This window comes from Nodularia chucula CCY0103, from assembly GCF_963923915.1.
Taxonomy (GTDB): Bacteria; Cyanobacteriota; Cyanobacteriia; order Cyanobacteriales; family Nostocaceae; genus Nodularia; species Nodularia chucula.
In genome coordinates, this window is the sequence record NZ_CAWUOL010000011.1 from 60,857 (window position 1) to 79,608 (window position 18,752).

Sequence of the window (18,752 nt, forward strand, 5' to 3'; positions counted from 1 at the left end):
CTAACTTAGGATTAAAACATAAAATATAAAAAAATAACTCAAAGATTTTAACACGGTCAAAGCAGAAAAGAATCCGCAGTTAAAATTTTTTTTCCGTAAATTTCGGTTATTTATGTATTTCTCAGGGAACCAACTTTAGCCCTTGGGCTACGCTCAGGACTTAGCAAAATTTTCTCACAAATATTGCCAGTATTTGTGACTAACCATCTCAGAAGCTATGAAAGATAAAGCGATGCATCAATCACAAAGTATGAACATTTCAGATATGAACTCTCAGGAAAACTATCAGGGACAAAGGTGGTTAGTAGAAGAACGGGATGCTTGTGGTGTAGGTTTTATTGCTCATCGTCAGAATCATGCCAGCCACGAAATTGTCACCAAAGCGTTAGGGGCTTTGACTTGCTTAGAACACCGGGGTGGTTGTAGTGCTGACCAAGATTCTGGTGATGGTGCAGGAATATTGACAGCCATACCCTGGGAGTTGTTCCAACCAGAATATTCCTCTGGCAATGTAGCAGTGGGAATGGTATTTTTACCGCAAAATCCCGAAGTTGCCCAAAACATTAAGGCAAAATTTGCAGAAATAGCCGCAGAAGAGAAATTAACTGTACTGGGTTGGCGAGAAGTTCCAGTGCAACCTGATTTATTAGGGAAACAAGCTAGAGAAAATCAACCGCAGATAGAACAAGTTTTTCTGTCATCAGCTAATAAGAGTGGCGAAGAATTAGAAAGAGAACTGTATATTACTCGCAGAAGAATCTTCAAAGCTACAAAAGATATTTCCGAAGAGTTTTATATTTGTTCTTTGTCTAGTCGGACTATTGTCTATAAAGGCATGGTGCGTTCCGCGATTTTGGGTGAGTTTTATTTGGATTTAAAAAATCCGGCTTATAAAAGTGCTTTTGCTGTTTACCATCGGCGCTTTAGCACTAACACTATGCCGAAATGGCCTTTGGCGCAACCGATGCGGCTATTGGGTCACAATGGTGAAATTAATACCCTATTGGGTAATATTAATTGGATGACGGCAAGGGAAGCCAGTTTAAATCATCCGGTATGGGGAGATCGTGCTGATCAATTCAAGCCGTTGGTTCACATTGATAATAGTGACTCAGCGACTCTGGATAACGTCTTGGAATTAATGGTGCGATCGGGACGAAGCAGCCTGGAAGGTTTAATGATCATGGTGCCAGAGGCTTATCAAAATCAGCCTTCTTTGGCTAAATATCCAGAAATTGTCGATTTTTATGAATATTACAGTGGTTTACAAGAAGCATGGGATGGCCCGGCGCTGTTAGTATTTAGTGATGGTGAAACAGTTGGGGCAACATTAGACCGGAATGGTTTAAGACCAGCTCGTTATGTAATTACTGAAGATGATTATATTATTGTCGCTTCAGAGGCGGGTGTAGTTGAGATTCCAGAGTCCAAGATTATTGAAAAAGGCAGACTTGGCCCTGGACAAATGATTGCTGTGGATTTAGTGAAGCAAGAAGTTCTGAAAAATTGGGAGATTAAACAGCGTGTCGCCCAACAGTATCCCTATGGAGAATGGTTAAAGGAATATCGCCAAGAACTCAAACATTTAGTGAAGGAATCTGGCGAAAAACAGCAAGTTGACAAAGAAACTTTACTACGTCATCAATTAGCTTTTGGCTACACTACAGAAGATGTGGAAATGGTGATTCAACCAATGGCGGTTGAGGGTAAAGAACCAACTTTCTGCATGGGTGATGATATTCCTTTGGCGGTGTTGTCAGAAAAACCCCACTTGCTGTATGACTATTTCAAACAGCGTTTTGCTCAGGTGACTAACCCAGCTATTGACCCGTTACGGGAAAAGTTGGTGATGTCTTTGAATGTGGAATTGGGGGAACGGGGTAATTTATTGGAAGTGAAGCCAGAACACGCCCGAAAACTGAAGTTAGAATCCCCTGTGTTGCTGGAGTCAGAATTGGCGGCGATTCACTTATCTGGGTTGGCGACGGCGGAAATTTCCACTTTGTTTGCGATCGCAGATGGTCCAGATGGTTTGCAAAATGCCGTGCGGTCTTTACAGTCACAAGCTGTGGAATCTGTCAAGGCGGGGGCAAAAATTTTGATTTTGAGCGATCATCTGGCAGGAGGAAAGAGTATTAGTGCTGAATATACTTATATTCCTCCTTTGTTAGCGGCAGGTGCTGTACATCATCATCTGATTCGGGAAGGATTGCGAACCAAAACCTCGCTGATTGTGAATACAGCCCAGTGCTGGAGTACACATCATTTTGCCTGTTTGATTGGTTATGGTGTGGATGCTGTTTGTCCTTACACTGCTTTGGATACCCTGCGGGATTGGTGGTGGGAACCAAAAACTCAAAAGTTTATGGAACGGGGTAAAATCCCGGCGATTAGCTTAGATGAGGCTTTAGGTAATTATCGCAAAGCGGTAAATTCTGGGTTGCTGAAAATTCTCTCAAAAATGGGAATTTCTTTGCTGTCTAGCTATCAAGCAGCCCAAATTTTTGAAGCAATTGGGATTGGTGGCGATTTATTGGCGTTGGGATTTTATGGCACAGCTTCCCGGATTGGTGGTTTGAGTGTGCGGGAATTGGCACAAGAGGTACTTTCTTTCCATCGCAAGGCTTTTCCAGAACTGACGGTGAAGAAGTTAGAAAATTTGGGTTTTGTGCAGTATTTCCCCAAGGGTGAATACCACATGAATAATCCGGAACTGGCGAAGGCGCTGCATAAGGCTGTGGATGGGAAGCAATATGACCACTATGAGGTTTATAAACAACATCTGCAAGGCAGGCCAATTACAGCTTTGCGTGATTTGTTGGATTTTGAAAGCGATCGCCCCTCTATTCCTTTAGAAGAAGTGGAATCAGTCAGTGAGATTGTCAAACGGTTCTGCACTGGGGGAATGTCTTTAGGCGCATTGTCTAGAGAAGCTCATGAAACTTTGGCGATCGCCATGAACCGCATCGGAGGAAAATCCAACTCTGGGGAAGGTGGCGAAGATCCAGTCAGGTATAAAGTTCTCGGTGATGTAGATAGTGCTGGTAAATCACCCACTTTACCGCATTTACATGGCTTACGGAATGGTGACACCGCTTCTAGTGCCATTAAGCAGGTCGCATCAGGACGCTTTGGAGTCACACCAGGATATTTAAGCAGCGCCAGACAGATTGAAATTAAAATTGCCCAAGGTGCAAAACCTGGGGAAGGTGGACAACTACCAGGGCCAAAAGTTAGTCCTTACATTGCCATGTTACGGCGTTCCAAACCCGGTGTAACTTTAATTTCACCGCCACCGCACCATGATATTTATTCCATTGAAGATTTAGCACAGTTAATTTTTGACCTGCACCAAATTAACCCCAAAGCCCAGGTATCAGTGAAGTTGGTGGCGGAAATTGGTATTGGAACCATCGCTGCGGGTGTAGCCAAAGCCAACGCTGACATTATTCAAATATCTGGTCATGATGGTGGCACAGGTGCATCACCACTAAGTTCCATTAAACACGCTGGTTCTCCTTGGGAACTCGGATTAAGTGAAGTACATCGGGTATTAATGCAAAACGGCCTGCGCGATCGCGTGATTTTGCGTGTAGACGGTGGACTCAAAAGTGGTTGGGATGTAGTAATAGGTGCGTTGATGGGTGGTGAGGAATTTGGTTTTGGTTCCATCGCCATGATTGCAGAAGGTTGTATTATGGCGCGGATTTGCCACACCAATAACTGCCCCGTGGGTGTAGCTTCCCAAAAAGAAGAACTCCGCAAACGCTTTACCGGAATGCCTGAAAACGTTGTAAATTTCTTCTACTTTGTTGCAGAAGAAGTGCGTCAGTTACTGGCAAAACTCGGCTACCGTTCTTTGTTAGATATTGTTGGTCGGGCTGATTTATTAACAACCAGAGATGGGGCTAAAGTTACTAAAACCCAAGGACTCAACCTCAACTGTTTACTTCAGCTACCAGATAGTAAACATGACCGTAGCTGGTTGAATCATGAAGAAGTTCACAGTAACGGTGCGGTATTAGATGATCAATTGCTGGCTGATGCGGAAATTCAACGGGCGATTAAAAATCAATCCAGTGTCAGTAAAACCTTACAGGTAGTTAATACTGATAGAACAGTGGGCGCAAGGTTAGCTGGGGCGATCGCTTCCCAATATGGTGATAGTGGTTTTGAGGGTCAAATTAACCTCAATTTATGCGGTAGTGTTGGGCAAAGTTTTGGTGCTTTCAACCTCCCCGGTATTATTCTCACACTGTCAGGAGAAGCCAACGACTATGTTGGAAAGGGAATGCACGGTGGGGAAATCATTATCAAACCCCCAGCCGATGCTAAATACAATCCAGCAGAAAATGTGATAGTTGGTAATACCTGTCTTTATGGTGCTACTGGTGGGGTATTATTCGCCAACGGTTTAGCCGGTGAACGCTTTGCTGTGCGGAACTCCAAAGGTGTCGCAGTCATTGAAGGTGCTGGAGACCACTGTTGTGAGTACATGACCGGGGGCGTGATTGTTGTCCTCGGCAAAGTGGGGCGTAACGTGGGCGCAGGGATGACTGGAGGACTAGCCTATTTCCTCGATGAAGAAAATTCCTTCCCGGAATTAGTTAATCACGAAATTGTCAAAATTCAGCGAGTGGTGACAGCAGCAGGTGCGAAACAACTGCAAGAGTTAATTAAAGCTCATAGCGATCGCACTGGTTCACCAAAAGCCCATAAGATTTTGGAAAATTGGTCAGAATATCTGCCTAAATTCTGGCAAGCAGTACCACCTTCCGAAGCCGATAACCCAGAAGCAAATCCCCAGGCTGTTGTCGAAAAACAATTGAGTTCCGTGTAGGGACTGGGTATTGGGGACTGGGGACTAGGGACTAGGTATTGGGTATTGGGTATTGGGTATTGGGTATTGGGTATTGGGTATTGGGTATTGGGGACTGGGTATCGGGGAGTAGGGACTAGGGACTAGGTATTGAGAAGAATCTTTCCCCCCTGCACCCTGCACCCTGCCCCCCTGCCTCTTTAACTGCCTCATTTTTGTTTCGCCATCAATTTTTGTTCCTTTTCCTTCATTGCTAACAACTCCGGAACAGTGACAAAACTATAACCTTGCTGGCGAAACTTATTAATAATTTCTGGTAAAGCCTGTACAGTTTGAGAACGATTACCGCCACCATCATGTAATAAAACAATCCCACCAGGTTGCGCGTTTCTAAACACATTACTTACTAACTTCTGGACTGCGGGACGAGAATAATCTAAAGAATCAGAAGACCACATAATAATGGCATAGCTGCTATTTTTGGCGTAATCAGCCACTCCATTGTGCATAATTCCCCCAGGCGGTCTAAACAAATTCGTTTTCACACCAGCAGTTTTATAAATCAAGTTAGAAGTATGATTAATTTCATAAGCAGCAGCTTCAGGATTCATAAAATGATACCAATGATGCCAAGTATGATTCCCAATAGCGTGACCTTCAGCAATTAACCTATTAACTAACTGTGGATAATTCTGGACATTTCTACCAACAACAAAAAATGTCGCTTTAATATTATTTTTTTGCAAGATATCTAGCACTTGTGCCGTGGTTTCAGGCCAAGGCCCATCATCAAAAGTAAGTGCAATTACTTTTTTATCTTGACTAAGATTAACTTGATTAATAGTTATTCCTTGAAAGCTGACTGGAGCAGTAGAGGCGAAACCTTTAGTATTGGCTTCTTTTTGCCAACTGGTAAGCATAGTGGCTTTGAATCCCTCTAATTGTTGCTGAGTACCAACTTTAGCAGGAGATAAATTTATATTTATACCTGTACTGCGTTGGCTCTGAGCCTCAGAAGCATGGAGTCGGATGAGTAGCATAATACTCATGCTGAAAGCAGCACTTAAAAAAAGCAATGCAATTAATATGCCTTGTGGCCAGAGAAACGACTTGTTATTTTCCACTTCACAGCTCCTTCAAGGGTAGAACCATCAGTCACAGTTCTGACGGTGCTTGATAGCACACCTGCTTCTAAATAATAGATACAGAGATTTTTACTGTTCATCCAGAACTTTTGGATACAGATTTAGATAAATTTCTGACATATAAGCTGTAACTCATCAAGTTTCAAATTTAACCACGAAATTCTGGTTACAAATCAACAATAACCATATAGTGTTTCTCGGTTAAGTGAGATACTTGAACCCCAAGGGAAGGGGAACTATGATGTAAATCATCTTATGAGGAACTGCTATATACTCAGGAGTTATTTTCTGGGTATGGTTAATATCCAAAAGACTTCCGTACTATTTCAATTACTTATGAGCTAGAGTTGATTTTACTACTTGCCTTTATTGCCAACTTACTGAGTAAAAGTTAATTTTTTAACTTAGCAATGTGTCAAATGTTATTTGCAACTAAGTAGCTGGACGATGAGTAACTGGATATAGTTTCCCATTATGCTGCTAAATTCAGCCGCTAATTCCTATACTTTTTACTTATTTCTTCCGAATCATTTTGAGATGGATTTACGTAATTTTATCAATATTGATACTTAAAATACCTAATACATAAAATTAGTCTGAAATTTTTCCTGTATACTTTTACGGTATTAATACTTAAATCAATTATTGCTTAATAATTTAATAATGTCTATATGTTTTCTTAAACTCTGTCAACAATCGATGCTGATTTGAATTATGCTTCCATTCCGAGAAAAAGAATGGCTATTCACCTTAGTTGTAGGATCTCTGATTCTCTGGCTAATATTTTTGGGAAATTTACCCTTACGTGACTGGGATGAAGGGACTGTCGCACAAGTGGCGAGGGAAATTTGGCGTAGCCCGGTTGGTTCGATGGGTTGGCTTTATCCTGTGTTGGGAGGGGAAGCGTATCACAATAAACCGCCTCTGATTCATTTATTGATTGCTGGGGCTTATTCTCTGGGAGGGGTGAATGAGTGGACAACACGTTTACCAAGTGCAGGATTAACTGCTTTGGGAGTACCTTTGATCTATTTGGTGGGGCGATCGCTATTTAAACAAAATCTGTCGGCGCTGTTTGGGGCTTTGGTTTATTTAACTATGTTACCTGTGGTACGTCATGGACGACTGGCGATGCTAGATGGTGCGAGTATTTCTTTTTTCTTGTTGATGTTATTTTTTCTCCTGAAAGCCCGGCAAAATCAACGCTATGCTTTCGGGGTGGGCATTTGTCTGGGGTTAATTACTCTGACAAAGGGGATGCTAGTGTTATTGTTGGGGGCGATCGCCTGTATATTTGTGATTGCCGACGGACAATTAAGTTTGGCTAAAAATATTTATTTCTGGGTGGGAATATTTCTAGGTATTGCTGCACCTTTGGCTTGGTATGTTGCCCAATGGCAATATTATGGCAGTAATTTCTTAGAAATTAATTTGCAGGCACAAACCTTTAACCGTCTGGTGGAATCTGTAGAAGGTAATAGTGGACCCGCTTGGTATTATTTGGTGGAGTTAATTAAATATGGTTTTCCCTGGTTGATATTTTTACCGGGGGGATTATATTTAGCTGCAAAAGAACGTGATCAAAGTTGGGGCTGTTTAGTTCTCATTGGGACAATTGTTTATTTCCTGAGTATTTCTGTGATGAGAACCAAATTACCTTGGTACATCATGCCAGTTTATCCTTTTTTAGCTTTGGCAATTGGGGCGAAACTCAGTCAAGTGTGGCAGTCTAGCCATTTAATTAACAAGTATTGGGCAATATTTTTGGCGCTTATTGCTTTAGCAGGTTTAGGAGGATGTGTTTACTTTGCTGTGGCTGATCCTCAACCTGTATTGATAGCTATGAGCTTAATTTTGGCAATTAGTATGAGTGTAGCAGCATGGTTAATTAAACAGTGCGATCGCAGGTTTATTCCGGTAATATTTTCCGGAATGTATCTAGTTTTATTACTATTAATGAGTTCTCAATCCTGGATTTGGGAATTAAACGAAACCTTTGCAGTCAAGCCAGTAGCAGAATTAATTCGCGCCCATATTCCAGCAGGGACAAAAATTTATACTTCTTTTGCTTATAGTCGTCCTAGTTTAGATTTTTACTGTGATTGTCAAGTTATTCCCGCAGATATCACAGTTTTACAACAAAGATGGTCAGATAAATCTTATTTACTATTAGATGATCCCAGCTTACAAAATCTCAATTTATCTGGTGGTGAAATCTTAGGCACATCTGAAGAACTTACCTTAATTTCGCCATCCCCTGATTAATCTGAGAATCTTCCGCCATCTGGGACGGGAGAATGTCAAACTGGAAGTTGTTTGTAAATTTTAAAGCAATTGTGAAAGCTATTACTCTTGTTGGTTCGACTGGCTCCATTGGTACTCAAACCTTAGATATCGTCGCTCAGTATCCAGATCAGTTTCGGATTGTGGGATTGGCTGCTGGAAGTAATGTTGAGATGTTGGCGGCTCAAATTCGCCAGTTTCGTCCCAGTATTGCGGCGATTTCATCTGAGGAAAAATTACCAGAACTCCAAGCAGCTATTCAAGACCTTGATCCCCAACCAATTTTATTAGGTGGTATTTCTGGGGTGATAGAAGTCGCCCGTTATGGTGATGCAGAAACTGTGGTGACGGGTATTGTGGGTTGTGCTGGCTTGTTACCAACTATTGCGGCCATTGAAGCTGGGAAAGATATCGCTTTGGCGAATAAAGAAACTTTGATTGCTGGTGGTCCGGTGGTTCTACCTTTGGTGGAAAAACATGGTGTGAAGCTATTACCGGCTGATTCGGAACATTCGGCAATATTTCAGTGTTTGCAAGGTGTTCCGCAAGGTGGGTTGCGGCGAATTTTACTCACTGCTTCTGGTGGGGCTTTTCGTGATTGGGATGTAGAAAAGTTAGCCGAGGTGAAGGTTGCTGATGCTTTGAAGCATCCTAATTGGTCAATGGGGCGAAAAATTACTGTAGATTCCGCGACTTTGATGAATAAGGGATTAGAGGTAATTGAAGCTCACTTTTTGTTTGGCTTAGATTATAAAGATATTGATATTGTGATTCATCCTCAGAGTATTATTCACTCACTGATTGAGTTACAAGATACATCTGTTTTAGCTCAATTAGGTTGGCCGGATATGCGCTTACCTTTACTGTATGCTTTATCTTGGCCGGAGCGGATTTATACTGATTGGGAAAGATTAGATTTGGTGAAGGCGGGGAATTTAACTTTCCGGGAACCAGATCATCAAAAGTATCCTTGTATGCGCTTGGCTTATGCTGCTGGTGAGGCTGGGGGTTCAATGCCGGCTGTATTAAATGCTGCTAATGAGCAGGTTGTGGCGTTATTTTTAGAAGAGAAAATTCAATTTTTAGATATTCCCCGGTGTATCGAATTGGTGTGCGATCGCCATCAAAATGATAACTGTAAAAATCCCGCGCTAGATGATATCTTAGCAGCAGATAAATGGGCTAGGCAAGAAGTTTTAACCGCAGCTAACAACTTACAATCTAGTTCTCAGGTCATTTCTCTTCACCCCACAACTCGATAACATCTGATTGGGGATTGGGGATTGGGGACTGGGGACTGGGGATTGGGGATTGGGGACTGGGGACTGGGGACTGGGGATTGGGGATTGGGGTAAAATATTAATCCATAGGAGATTTGGTAAAATTTATATATCCTTAACAATAAATATGCAAAATTTACTCATATCTTCTCACAATTCACTGATTTAGCGAAAAAAATATTAACTATATAGGCTAAGATCAACAGGTTACAATTACTAAAAAATCTACTAAACAAATAACAATAGATATTATCAATGGGTGTAACAATCTGGATTCAGTAATTGTGAAATAAAAGAATATTTTTCAGGAATTAATATTGATGATTCCTACCCTAATTGTTGCTTGGATAGTATTTGTTATCTTGTTTAAAATTCTCAAAACTACTTTGAAGAATGCTTTAACAATTGCTGCAATACTAGTTTTATTAAATATTGGTTTTGGGATTACACCTCAAGATATTTGGAATCAGATTATCCAATGGGCTGACACTGTTTCACAAAACCAATAGAATAAAGGATGAAGAAGAGGATATTCCAGCCCTAGCATCTGCATTCTTCATCCTTTTGTAATTAGGGCTTGTTGAATAAAGATAAAACCCTTTATTAATAAGGTTTTGGCGGATTTTTATCACAAAAAAGTGCAAGGTTTTAGCTTATGGTGTCTCAAAATACTTGCATTTTTTCTTGTCAGATACAGGAAATTAAAGATACTCAGATAGCTTAAACTGTTCCCTGTTCCCTACCCGCACTAGAAGACTTTTTCCGCAAGCCCTAATTAATTATTATGTACAGTAGAAATCCTAGTTAATGCATCCTGAAAAGTTGGAGGTAGGCGACGCATGATTTTACCACGTTCCCGATCTAATGCTACTAAAGTCACCTTAGCTGTGACATATAGTTCTTGTCCATCATTTGAGACAATGCCATAATCCCAGTTGATGCGGACACCAGTAACTTCGGTCATACGTGTTTTAAGAATTATCGCCGTACCCAACTGAATTGAACGATGATAACGAATAGACAGTTCTACAACCGGTAAATCACAGCCTAAACTGACTAGATCAGCAAAATCAATCCCAATTGATCTCAAACATTCTACTCTTGCTTCTTCCATCCAAGTTAAATAAGTACCATGCCAAACAACACCCGCATAATCAGTATGATGGGGTTGCACTCTAACAGGATATTCAAACCAACTCTCAAATTCCTGGGTGGATGGAGTATCAATGGCGCTGGTTGGCGGTAATTGTGCTTGTCTTGCTTGTTCTTCAGACATTTTTGAGTTTCTTAACAGCTATGTATTTTCCACATCTGAAAGAATTTTCTCATAAGGTATTGATTAACGCACTGAAAATAGGTGAAACTTGAGCAATGAGTCCATTAATTTTTAGTAATTTTAAATAGGTAATGTGAAAATGTCACTTAAGGCACAATTACCTATTACCAATTACTAGCCACTGAGAAGTTCGACAAGTTCACGATAAAACTTACCGAATTGACGGGGCTTGTATCCCGTTATTCTCACTCAGCACTAACACTTTTTGGCCAGGGTTTTATGAGAGGAACCCGCATCTGTAAATTCTTTGATGAGGTTCGCTAGTTCTTGCAACTGGTTGATGGCCTCTGCACCCTCTAGTTTCATTAATTCCCGGTCATCTCGCATTTCTGTCCAAGTAATTCCGTAATCGGATACCAAGAATCGAATTAAGTGATTGTCGCCTAAGCTAACCATGAATGAAGCACTATTCATTTGGTCGCCGCAGGTATAACAGGACGCAGGATATCCACGTCTTTCCAGTACAATAGCCAAGGCTTGTAGATTCATCACCAAGTCTTGAACAAATTGTCGGTGTTGATGCGCTAGTCTCAGAAACACTTTTTTCCTCCAGACACCACAGTTATATTGGTCTCTTTTATATTTTCTTTAGGTTTTTTGATCCACTGGTATTGTAAGGTCTTCATTACATTTACCAGAATTTAATAAAGTCACTAGGTTAACTACCTTGCTTAGGGTAGTGGATAAATAATCAGCTTGCGGTATCAAACTATTCAATTTGTAAGTTTGACTGCTCAGACAGATTTAATCATGTTAACTTTTTTTATGTTTTTCTGTCTGATGAGATGCTTGGCTGAAAAGATTCCGTTTTAAGAGTAACGCAAATTTGGTGTAACTCAACAAGAGAAAATTTACGGTTATTATTTTTTTAGGACATATATTGCCGAATTATCCTCTGGTAAAGATTTTGACATAAATTAAGTATTATTTCGGTATTGCTGGCGAATTTATAGCTGGGGACTGGGGAGTAGTGCGGGGGAAAAAGATGTTTTGCAGGTGAAAAAACACCGCTATAGTGGGTATTGTGATAGCGGTGAGTGTTTTAATTAACTATTTCCCACCAACCAAAAGCTGGACCGATGAAACGGATAGTTATCCAGGCGACAACGATAGCACCAATACAGAACCAGGTACTACGTGTAGTCAACTGCATAAACTTTTCAGATTGGGTTTTGGTGATGGGAACCCAAGGCAAGATGCGTGTTTCTTGACCGTAGTTATCTCCGAGTGTGGTTTTACGACGCTTTGCTTCACCCATAATCAGCAATAATTTAATTAGGTTGGAATATACGAGTAACAAGGTTGATGATAGCGTTTGCTATGGGGCGATCGCCGTGCAATTGACAAAACGTAAATACTCAATTAGCCGGGATCTTCGTCATTAGGTTGGGAAAAGAGACTGGGATCAAGGTAGTTAATTCGTGCTAGGGGACTGAGGACAGCTAGGACTTGCGCGCCATAGCTACGGTTGACTACACGGCTATCTAGTAAGGCTACAATACCTTGGCTTTCTCTGACTGGTGCGATCGCTCGTTGTAATTCGTTTAAAGCTGCTGGTAATAAGAATAACCTAAACCAATCCTGATGCGATCGCTTGTAATGAGCAACTCTACCAGCCACCAGGGGATTTTCTAAGGATGGTAACGGTAAAGTGGCAATAATTAACAGATGTGGCGCAGGTAAAACTGCTTGATGCGATCGCCAAAATTCCCAACCACTAATTAAAATCCCATTATCATCCAAACAAGTTTTTTCCACCTGTACCCTGGAACCAAATTCAGAGGCCAGAATAGCACCTACTTGAGCCTTCAGTGGCACATCACCCACCAACACCACCGTCAAGCCTGGGGCTGTAGCACTCAAACACAGCAGAGTTCTGACTTTGTGAATAAATGCGGCTTGAAACTCTGGGGTATTGGGTAAAGGTAACTTATGGGGTACATATAGTTGAATTGCTGTACCTTGACTGTCATTAGAAAACTTCAAACAAGTGACTTCATCTAAACCCAAACGTTGACGAAACAGAGGCGCTTCCGTTTCTGGTTCTAAAGCACTACCAATTAACACCACTGGTTGTCTTTGCCAAATAGTTCTCAGACTTGTAGCTAATTCCATCGGGGCAGAATGTAACGAAAATAACCCGTGACGACGAGAAATAGTAGCCCACAATAAAGGAGAATCAGCACTATTTTGATTATGCCCTAGATTTGCCCAAGGTGCTGGTAAAGTCCCCACTGATGCCAATTGTGAAGATAAATCAGCCAAAATATCCTGTTCCAAGGCAGAAATAAGATAGCACTGATATGGATTAACTGGGTGTTGGAATAAAATATGAGTCAATTGCGCCCGTGCAGAGCGAATGATCTCAGCTTTGTCAGGGCAAGCTAACAAAAGTTGATCCCAGTCATGGGGTTGAATATCTTGGGTCAGCTGATCACGTACCCAATCTTCCAAATCATCCACCCCATCAATAATTGTGGGAATCCCTGGGGGAAAATTATCAGCAGAGGTGAATTGTCCTTTTAACCAAGCCTCCGGGGTAGTCAGGAGTAATCCGAGAAAATCTGATCCCGGCCAAACATCACCCGTGCGGATGGGTTTGTTACTTTGTAGCCACGGTTGGAGGCGGGGAATTTCTACTTGTAGGAGACGTTGCTGTACGGCTGCTGGGGCGACAATAATTACAGGGCCATGCCACATCAAAGCCGATGCTACAAAACTCGTGCGATATCGACCTTGAAAACCAGAAACTGGCCCCACCTGAATTAAAGCGCTACGTCCTAGCCGCAACGCCCGTGCTACCAACCGTGCCATCGTTAGATGATGGGGCCAGGAAGGAAACCCCGCCTGCGATCGCAGGAAGTTATGTAGTGACAAATGAACTTCAGCCTCAATCACAAGCTTTTCATCCCATACAAAGTGATTTCTAATTCCAATTGCCCCATCTCTATTATTCAGCTATGAGTTACCAGTTATCAGACTGATAATTTAGACTGTTTACTGTTCACTGTTCACTGATTAAATTATGCCCACTTACACAGGAATCTCCAGCGAAGCCTTCAGACATCCACTGGATCGCCAAGCCGAAGAAGCTTTACGAAATTTACCGGGATTTGATTTAATAGCGCGTAAATTTGTGGAATTTGTCTACGAACGCCCTCAGTTAGTTTATCTAATGGGTAACGCCATCCAAGTAGGGCCTCGGCAATATTCCACCATTTACCAGATGTTTCGAGAATGCGTCCGGGATTTGGATATTTATCCAGAACCTGCCCTGTTTGTCGTCCAAAATCCCCAAGCAAATAGCTATGCACTGGGACAAGAGAATCCTTACATAGTCATAAATACAGGCATACTGGACTTACTAGAAGAAAGGGAGATTCGGGCAGTGTTAGCCCATGAACTGGGACATATTAAGTGTGGTCATACTATTTTAATTCAAATGGCGATGTGGGCGATGACTGCTGCTTCTGCCTTGGGGGAATTAACCTTCGGTCTTGGTAACTTTGTCTCTCAAGCCTTGATTTATGCCTTTTTTGAATGGCGGCGCAAAGCCGAGTTAACCGCAGATCGAGCGGCTTTGTTAGTGATAGATGACTTAAACACAGTCATGTCATCCATGATGAAAGTCTCTGGTGGTAGTATCAAATATGCTCACGAATGCAGCTTAGATGAGTTTATTAAACAGTCAGAAAATTATCATGCCCTGGATGAAGATGGACTAAATCAAGTTTATAAATTTTTAATCTATAACGGCGCTCAAGGTACGATGTTAAGCCATCCTTTCTCTGTAGAACGTATTCGGTATTTACAGGAGTGGTCAGTATCCGAAGAATACCAGGAAATTCGCCGAGGAAATTATCAGCAAACAAAATCAGGTGCAGTAAATGTCACCCCCGAAACCTCCTCAGAAGAAGTAGAAAATTTGCGACAACAAATTGAAGAATTGCAACAGGAAATTAACAAAATGAAAAAGTCTAACTAACTATGGCTGGGACTGGGGAATGGGTTGAAACCCTTTTGGTGTCTAAGTTTTATCATCCATTTATCTGCTACTTGGGGGTTGAGATAAATACAGATTGCGGAAAAAGTTTTGCCCAATGATATGTTTAAAAATTGAAGTAGGTATTTTTTTCCAACATGGCAATTCACCTGATCAAACAGCTATCCCTATTCCTGAGTATCCTGGCCTGTCTCATCTTCATTCCCGGAATTGCCTTAGCTGCACCAGTTCAGACTCAGAGCAATCCGAGTATCATAGTTTCCCAAATTGCTAGTATAAAGATCGAGACTAGCTTATTTTCAGATACTAACCTGACACCCCAACACCAGCAACAACTCCAGGCTGTGCGTCAGAGAAGAAATAAAGAAATCGCCAAAGTATTGAATACATCCCAACGAGCTAAACTGGCTAAAAATATGCATTCTGGTGATGACATACATCAGGGATTAGAAAAACTGAATTTGCCAGCAGAACAAAAAAACCTGGTGAATGCAATCATGCAATTGACAGACCTGAAAATGCAAGCCATTTCAACTCGGTATTCTGTACCAATCGGGAAAAATTAAAGATTTCCCCGACTCCACCCTTATTCTTCAGTTAATCCAGAAACCACAAATATCTATGACTGTCAACTGTTCCACCATCTATAATGAATCTTGCCCTATTTAGTTCGTTACCATGTCGGAAGAAGATATCCGTGCCGCCAGGCTGGAAAAAGTCAACCAACTCAAGCAGCTAGGATCTAATCCTTACGCTTATCGTTGGGAATTGACCCATCATACAGCCGAATTACAAGCAAAATTTGCCGATTTACCCAGTGGTGAAGAAGTTGATCTAGATGTTGCCGTTGCTGGACGCATTATGGCGCGTCGTGTATTCGGTAAACTGGCTTTCTTCACCCTGCAAGATGAAACTGGCACTATTCAACTTTATTTAGAGAAAAGTCGTATCCAAGAATGCATGGCAGATGCTGATGCCGATGCTTTCGCTCATCTTAAACAACTTACAGATGCCGGTGATATCCTGGGAGTCAAAGGCACTATTAAACGGACTGAAAAGGGCGAATTATCTATCTACGTCAAAGAATACAGTATCCTGACAAAATCCCTGTTGCCTCTACCCGACAAGTGGCATGGTTTAACGGATGTGGCGAAACGCTACCGTCAGCGCTATGTTGATTTGATTGTCAATCCCGAAGTGCGGCAAACCTTCCGCCGTCGCGCCCAAATTACTGCCGGGATTCGTCGCTATTTAACAGATCGGGATTTTCTGGAAATTGAAACTCCTGTTTTGCAAAGTGAAGCCGGTGGTGCTGATGCGCGTCCGTTTGTGACTTACCACAACACCTTAGAAATGGAGTTGTATCTAAGGATTGCTACAGAACTGCATTTAAAGCGGTTGATTGTCGGTGGTTTTGAAAAGGTGTTTGAATTAGGGCGAATTTTTCGGAATGAGGGCGTATCAACTCGTCACAATCCTGAATTTACCTCGATTGAGGTTTACCAAGCCTACGTTGATTACAACGATATGATGGCGCTGACAGAGGGAATTATTACCACTGTCGCCCAAGAGGTACTCGGTACACTGCAAATTACCTACCAAGGGACACCGATAGATTTATCAGCACCTTGGCGACGGGTGACGATGCACGATTTAGTGAAAGAATATACTGGCTTGGATTTCAATTCTTTCTCGACATTGGAAGAGGCGAAAGCGGCGAGTAAAAATTCGGGGCTGCATGGTATAGAAGATATCCCGACAATGGGTAAACTTCTCAATGCAGCTTTTGAACAAAAGATAGAAGAAAAATTAATTCAGCCTACCTTTGTCATTGATTATCCTGTAGAAATTTCACCTTTAGCTAAACCCCATCGTTCTCAGCCGGGTTTGGTAGAAAGATTTGAATTATTTATCGTGGGGCGTGAGACTGCTAACAGCTTCTCAGAGTTAACTGATCCCATTGATCAAAGAGAACGTTTAGAAGCCCAAGCTGCGCTGAAGGCTGCTGGTGATTTAGAAGCCCAAGGTGTGGATGAGGACTTTATCACGGCTTTGGAATACGGAATGCCGCCTACGGGTGGTTTGGGGATTGGTATTGATCGCTTAGTGATGCTATTAACTGATTGTGCCAGTATTCGGGATGCGATCGCCTTTCCGTTACTCAAGCCAGAAGGTAGCGTGATTAGGCAATTTAGCTATAATCCCCAACTTCAAACACTGACCATTGAATTTGATAGTGGCAGTGTTTACGAGTATTTCAAAGTCCCTCCTAGCGTCAAGCAAGATTTAGACAATGCACCGTCTAAAGGTCAATACTTCAACAAATCGATTAAAGGCAAATTTAAGCATGAACAATTGAGTTAAGGTACTTAAACATACAACTAACATGGTGCGTTTTGGTTTTGCCTAACGCGCCATTTTTATGGCTAAAACTTTGATTAGCTTAGTTGCACTCAGTGATTCTATATGATATTCCTTTAAAAGAATAAACAGATTGACATTCCTGCTAAGGAATAATATATTGTGAGGTAGGAAGTGAATTGGAGTTGGGAACTGTATCAAGATGTCAATGGGGAAATCCCCAAAGATTTACTTGCTTTTTTCATTCGCATGATTCCGCCAGAGGAACAACCAGAGAATCCACCAAAGCCATTACTGAGTGCTTCTGAAACTAAGCGTCTGCAAGTTAATCTCGGCTACCTGTGCAAAAAAGGACTGTTATCACTTACCAGTGGCATTTTTGAGAAGCTGGAAGATGACCTGTATGAGTTACGTATGACTAAGAGTGAACATAATCCCCGGTTTATCTTAACGGCTGCAACTCCTCAGAAGTTTATTGTGTTACACGCCTTTATGAAGAAATACGACGGCGCGATCAAAGATAGAGACAAAGAACCTGCAAGAGTAAGATTGCGGGAATTGCAGCAGAGGGAAGAGTCATGAAAAAGCCTAATTTTCAAGCTTGGTTACAGCAACAGGTCAGCGAAGATCCAGAAGTGATTTTGGCGGGTAAGTTAGAGTACCTGCGTCTATATCTAACAGATGCGATGCGGGAAATACGTAATAAGGCAGGATTGACTCAGGCGCAGCTAGCGGAAAAACTAGGAGTACAGCAAGCGGCGGTGTCTAAATTGGAGTCGGCGTTAAAGGAACATGAGTTGGAATCAGTGTTGCACTATTTACACGCGTTGGGTGCTGATTTGCTGGTAGCTGTGAAAAAAGAGGATGAATTATATCAAGCCAGCGATAACGAAGGTGTATTACTGGTAGATGTCCCAGATGTAGTTGGACAAAAGGCATTGGCGGCAAACATGAGTGTACGGGAATATGTTTGTGCAGCGATTGAGAAGTTTTCTAAACAGGATGATGGACTGAGAACAGCTTTGGTAAAACTGCTGGAAAGTAACGATTTGGTAGCGGTGAAGGTGAGAGAACGTTTAGGTACAAGAACAATTCAGGAAGTTGCTGTAGAGTTGGAAAAATGTCTGAGTTTTTCGGAGGAAGAAGAACGGATTTTTGCTGTGAAAAATATGTTAGTTGGTAATGTGGCAGTTAGAGAAAGTAATCGCGGAACTATTGATCAAGTTGATGAAATTGATGAAATTGAGTTATTGGATTTAGCTGAAGATTTACTGGAGAAGTTGGCAGAAGTTTTTGATAATCATAAATAGAAAGTATCTAAATAAATGGCGAAAGGATTCGGTTCTGAACTAAGAAAGGGTAAAAAAAATCGCAAGTATTACCTTGATTTTTTAAAAAAGATATTATGGACTATTAGAGAGAGTAACACTGATATAAAAGTGGTTGAGCGACTGCTGAAAGATAATTTAGACCAGGGTTAGCGCGTCTCAAACCCTATTGACAGTGGGATTCTAGGAGAGGATTG

General features: G+C 41.6%; 14 protein-coding genes. 9 read left to right on the forward strand and 5 right to left on the reverse strand.

Annotation, left to right across the window (positions count from 1 at the left end; genetic code table 11):
* Positions 1 to 217: 217 nt before the first annotated feature.
* A complete protein-coding gene (locus ACM0OP_RS05725; RefSeq protein ID WP_414527429.1) occupies positions 218 to 4,840 on the forward strand; it encodes a glutamate synthase-related protein in 4,623 nt (1,540 codons plus the stop codon).
* 188 nt (positions 4,841 to 5,028) lie between these two features.
* Here ACM0OP_RS05725 and ACM0OP_RS05730 read toward each other — a convergent pair whose 3' ends face one another.
* A complete protein-coding gene (locus ACM0OP_RS05730; RefSeq protein ID WP_414527430.1) occupies positions 5,029 to 5,943 on the reverse strand; it encodes a polysaccharide deacetylase family protein in 915 nt (304 codons plus the stop codon).
* Between the two features lie 735 nt (positions 5,944 to 6,678).
* Here ACM0OP_RS05730 and ACM0OP_RS05735 point away from each other — a divergent pair.
* The 3 genes from ACM0OP_RS05735 (at position 6,679) to ACM0OP_RS05745 (ending at position 10,036) form a co-directional block, all read left to right on the forward strand.
* Entirely contained in the window at positions 6,679 to 8,229 is a 1,551-nt protein-coding gene (locus tag ACM0OP_RS05735) for an ArnT family glycosyltransferase (RefSeq protein ID WP_414527431.1), read from the forward strand.
* Positions 8,230 to 8,300: 71 nt separating this feature from the next.
* Positions 8,301 to 9,509: a 1-deoxy-D-xylulose-5-phosphate reductoisomerase gene (gene dxr, locus ACM0OP_RS05740; protein WP_414527445.1), complete on the forward strand. Its 1,209-nt coding sequence runs from the start codon at positions 8,301 to 8,303 to the stop codon at positions 9,507 to 9,509.
* Positions 9,510 to 9,847: 338 nt separating this feature from the next.
* Entirely contained in the window at positions 9,848 to 10,036 is a 189-nt protein-coding gene (locus ACM0OP_RS05745; protein ID WP_414527432.1) for a hypothetical protein, read from the forward strand.
* Positions 10,037 to 10,302: 266 nt separating this feature from the next.
* Here ACM0OP_RS05745 and ACM0OP_RS05750 read toward each other — a convergent pair whose 3' ends face one another.
* From ACM0OP_RS05750 to ACM0OP_RS05765, 4 genes are all read right to left on the reverse strand, one after another.
* Positions 10,303 to 10,803, reverse strand: a complete 501-nt coding sequence (locus ACM0OP_RS05750) for an acyl-CoA thioesterase (protein WP_414527433.1) — start codon at positions 10,801 to 10,803, stop codon at positions 10,303 to 10,305.
* Between the two features lie 255 nt (positions 10,804 to 11,058).
* Positions 11,059 to 11,403, reverse strand: a complete 345-nt coding sequence (locus ACM0OP_RS05755; RefSeq protein WP_414527434.1) for a DUF1815 family protein — start codon at positions 11,401 to 11,403, stop codon at positions 11,059 to 11,061.
* A 502-nt stretch (positions 11,404 to 11,905) separates the two neighbouring features.
* On the reverse strand, positions 11,906 to 12,121 hold the full coding sequence (locus ACM0OP_RS05760) for a DUF2839 domain-containing protein (protein WP_414527435.1): 216 nt from the start codon (positions 12,119 to 12,121) through the stop codon (positions 11,906 to 11,908).
* A 104-nt stretch (positions 12,122 to 12,225) separates the two neighbouring features.
* Positions 12,226 to 13,761, reverse strand: coding sequence for an ATP-dependent DNA helicase (locus tag ACM0OP_RS05765; protein ID WP_414527436.1), 1,536 nt, complete (start codon positions 13,759 to 13,761; stop codon positions 12,226 to 12,228).
* Between the two features lie 127 nt (positions 13,762 to 13,888).
* Between ACM0OP_RS05765 and ACM0OP_RS05770 the strand changes: the two genes are divergently transcribed.
* The 5 genes from ACM0OP_RS05770 to ACM0OP_RS05790 all read left to right on the forward strand — a co-directional run bounded on the left by ACM0OP_RS05770 (position 13,889) and on the right by ACM0OP_RS05790 (position 18,537).
* Complete coding sequence (locus ACM0OP_RS05770) at positions 13,889 to 14,848, forward strand: M48 family metallopeptidase (protein WP_414527437.1); 960 nt, start codon at positions 13,889 to 13,891, stop codon at positions 14,846 to 14,848.
* 155 nt (positions 14,849 to 15,003) lie between these two features.
* Positions 15,004 to 15,432, forward strand: a complete 429-nt coding sequence (locus ACM0OP_RS05775; protein WP_414527438.1) for a hypothetical protein — start codon at positions 15,004 to 15,006, stop codon at positions 15,430 to 15,432.
* Positions 15,433 to 15,544: 112 nt separating this feature from the next.
* Positions 15,545 to 17,230, forward strand: coding sequence for a lysine--tRNA ligase (lysS, locus tag ACM0OP_RS05780; protein ID WP_414527439.1), 1,686 nt, complete (start codon positions 15,545 to 15,547; stop codon positions 17,228 to 17,230).
* A gap of 171 nt (positions 17,231 to 17,401) precedes the next feature.
* Positions 17,402 to 17,809, forward strand: a complete 408-nt coding sequence (locus ACM0OP_RS05785; RefSeq protein WP_414527440.1) for a type II toxin-antitoxin system RelE/ParE family toxin — start codon at positions 17,402 to 17,404, stop codon at positions 17,807 to 17,809.
* Entirely contained in the window at positions 17,806 to 18,537 is a 732-nt protein-coding gene (locus ACM0OP_RS05790; protein ID WP_414527441.1) for a helix-turn-helix domain-containing protein, read from the forward strand. The genes ACM0OP_RS05785 and ACM0OP_RS05790 overlap by 4 nt, the downstream gene beginning before the upstream one ends.
* The last annotated feature ends 215 nt before the right edge of the window (positions 18,538 to 18,752 follow it).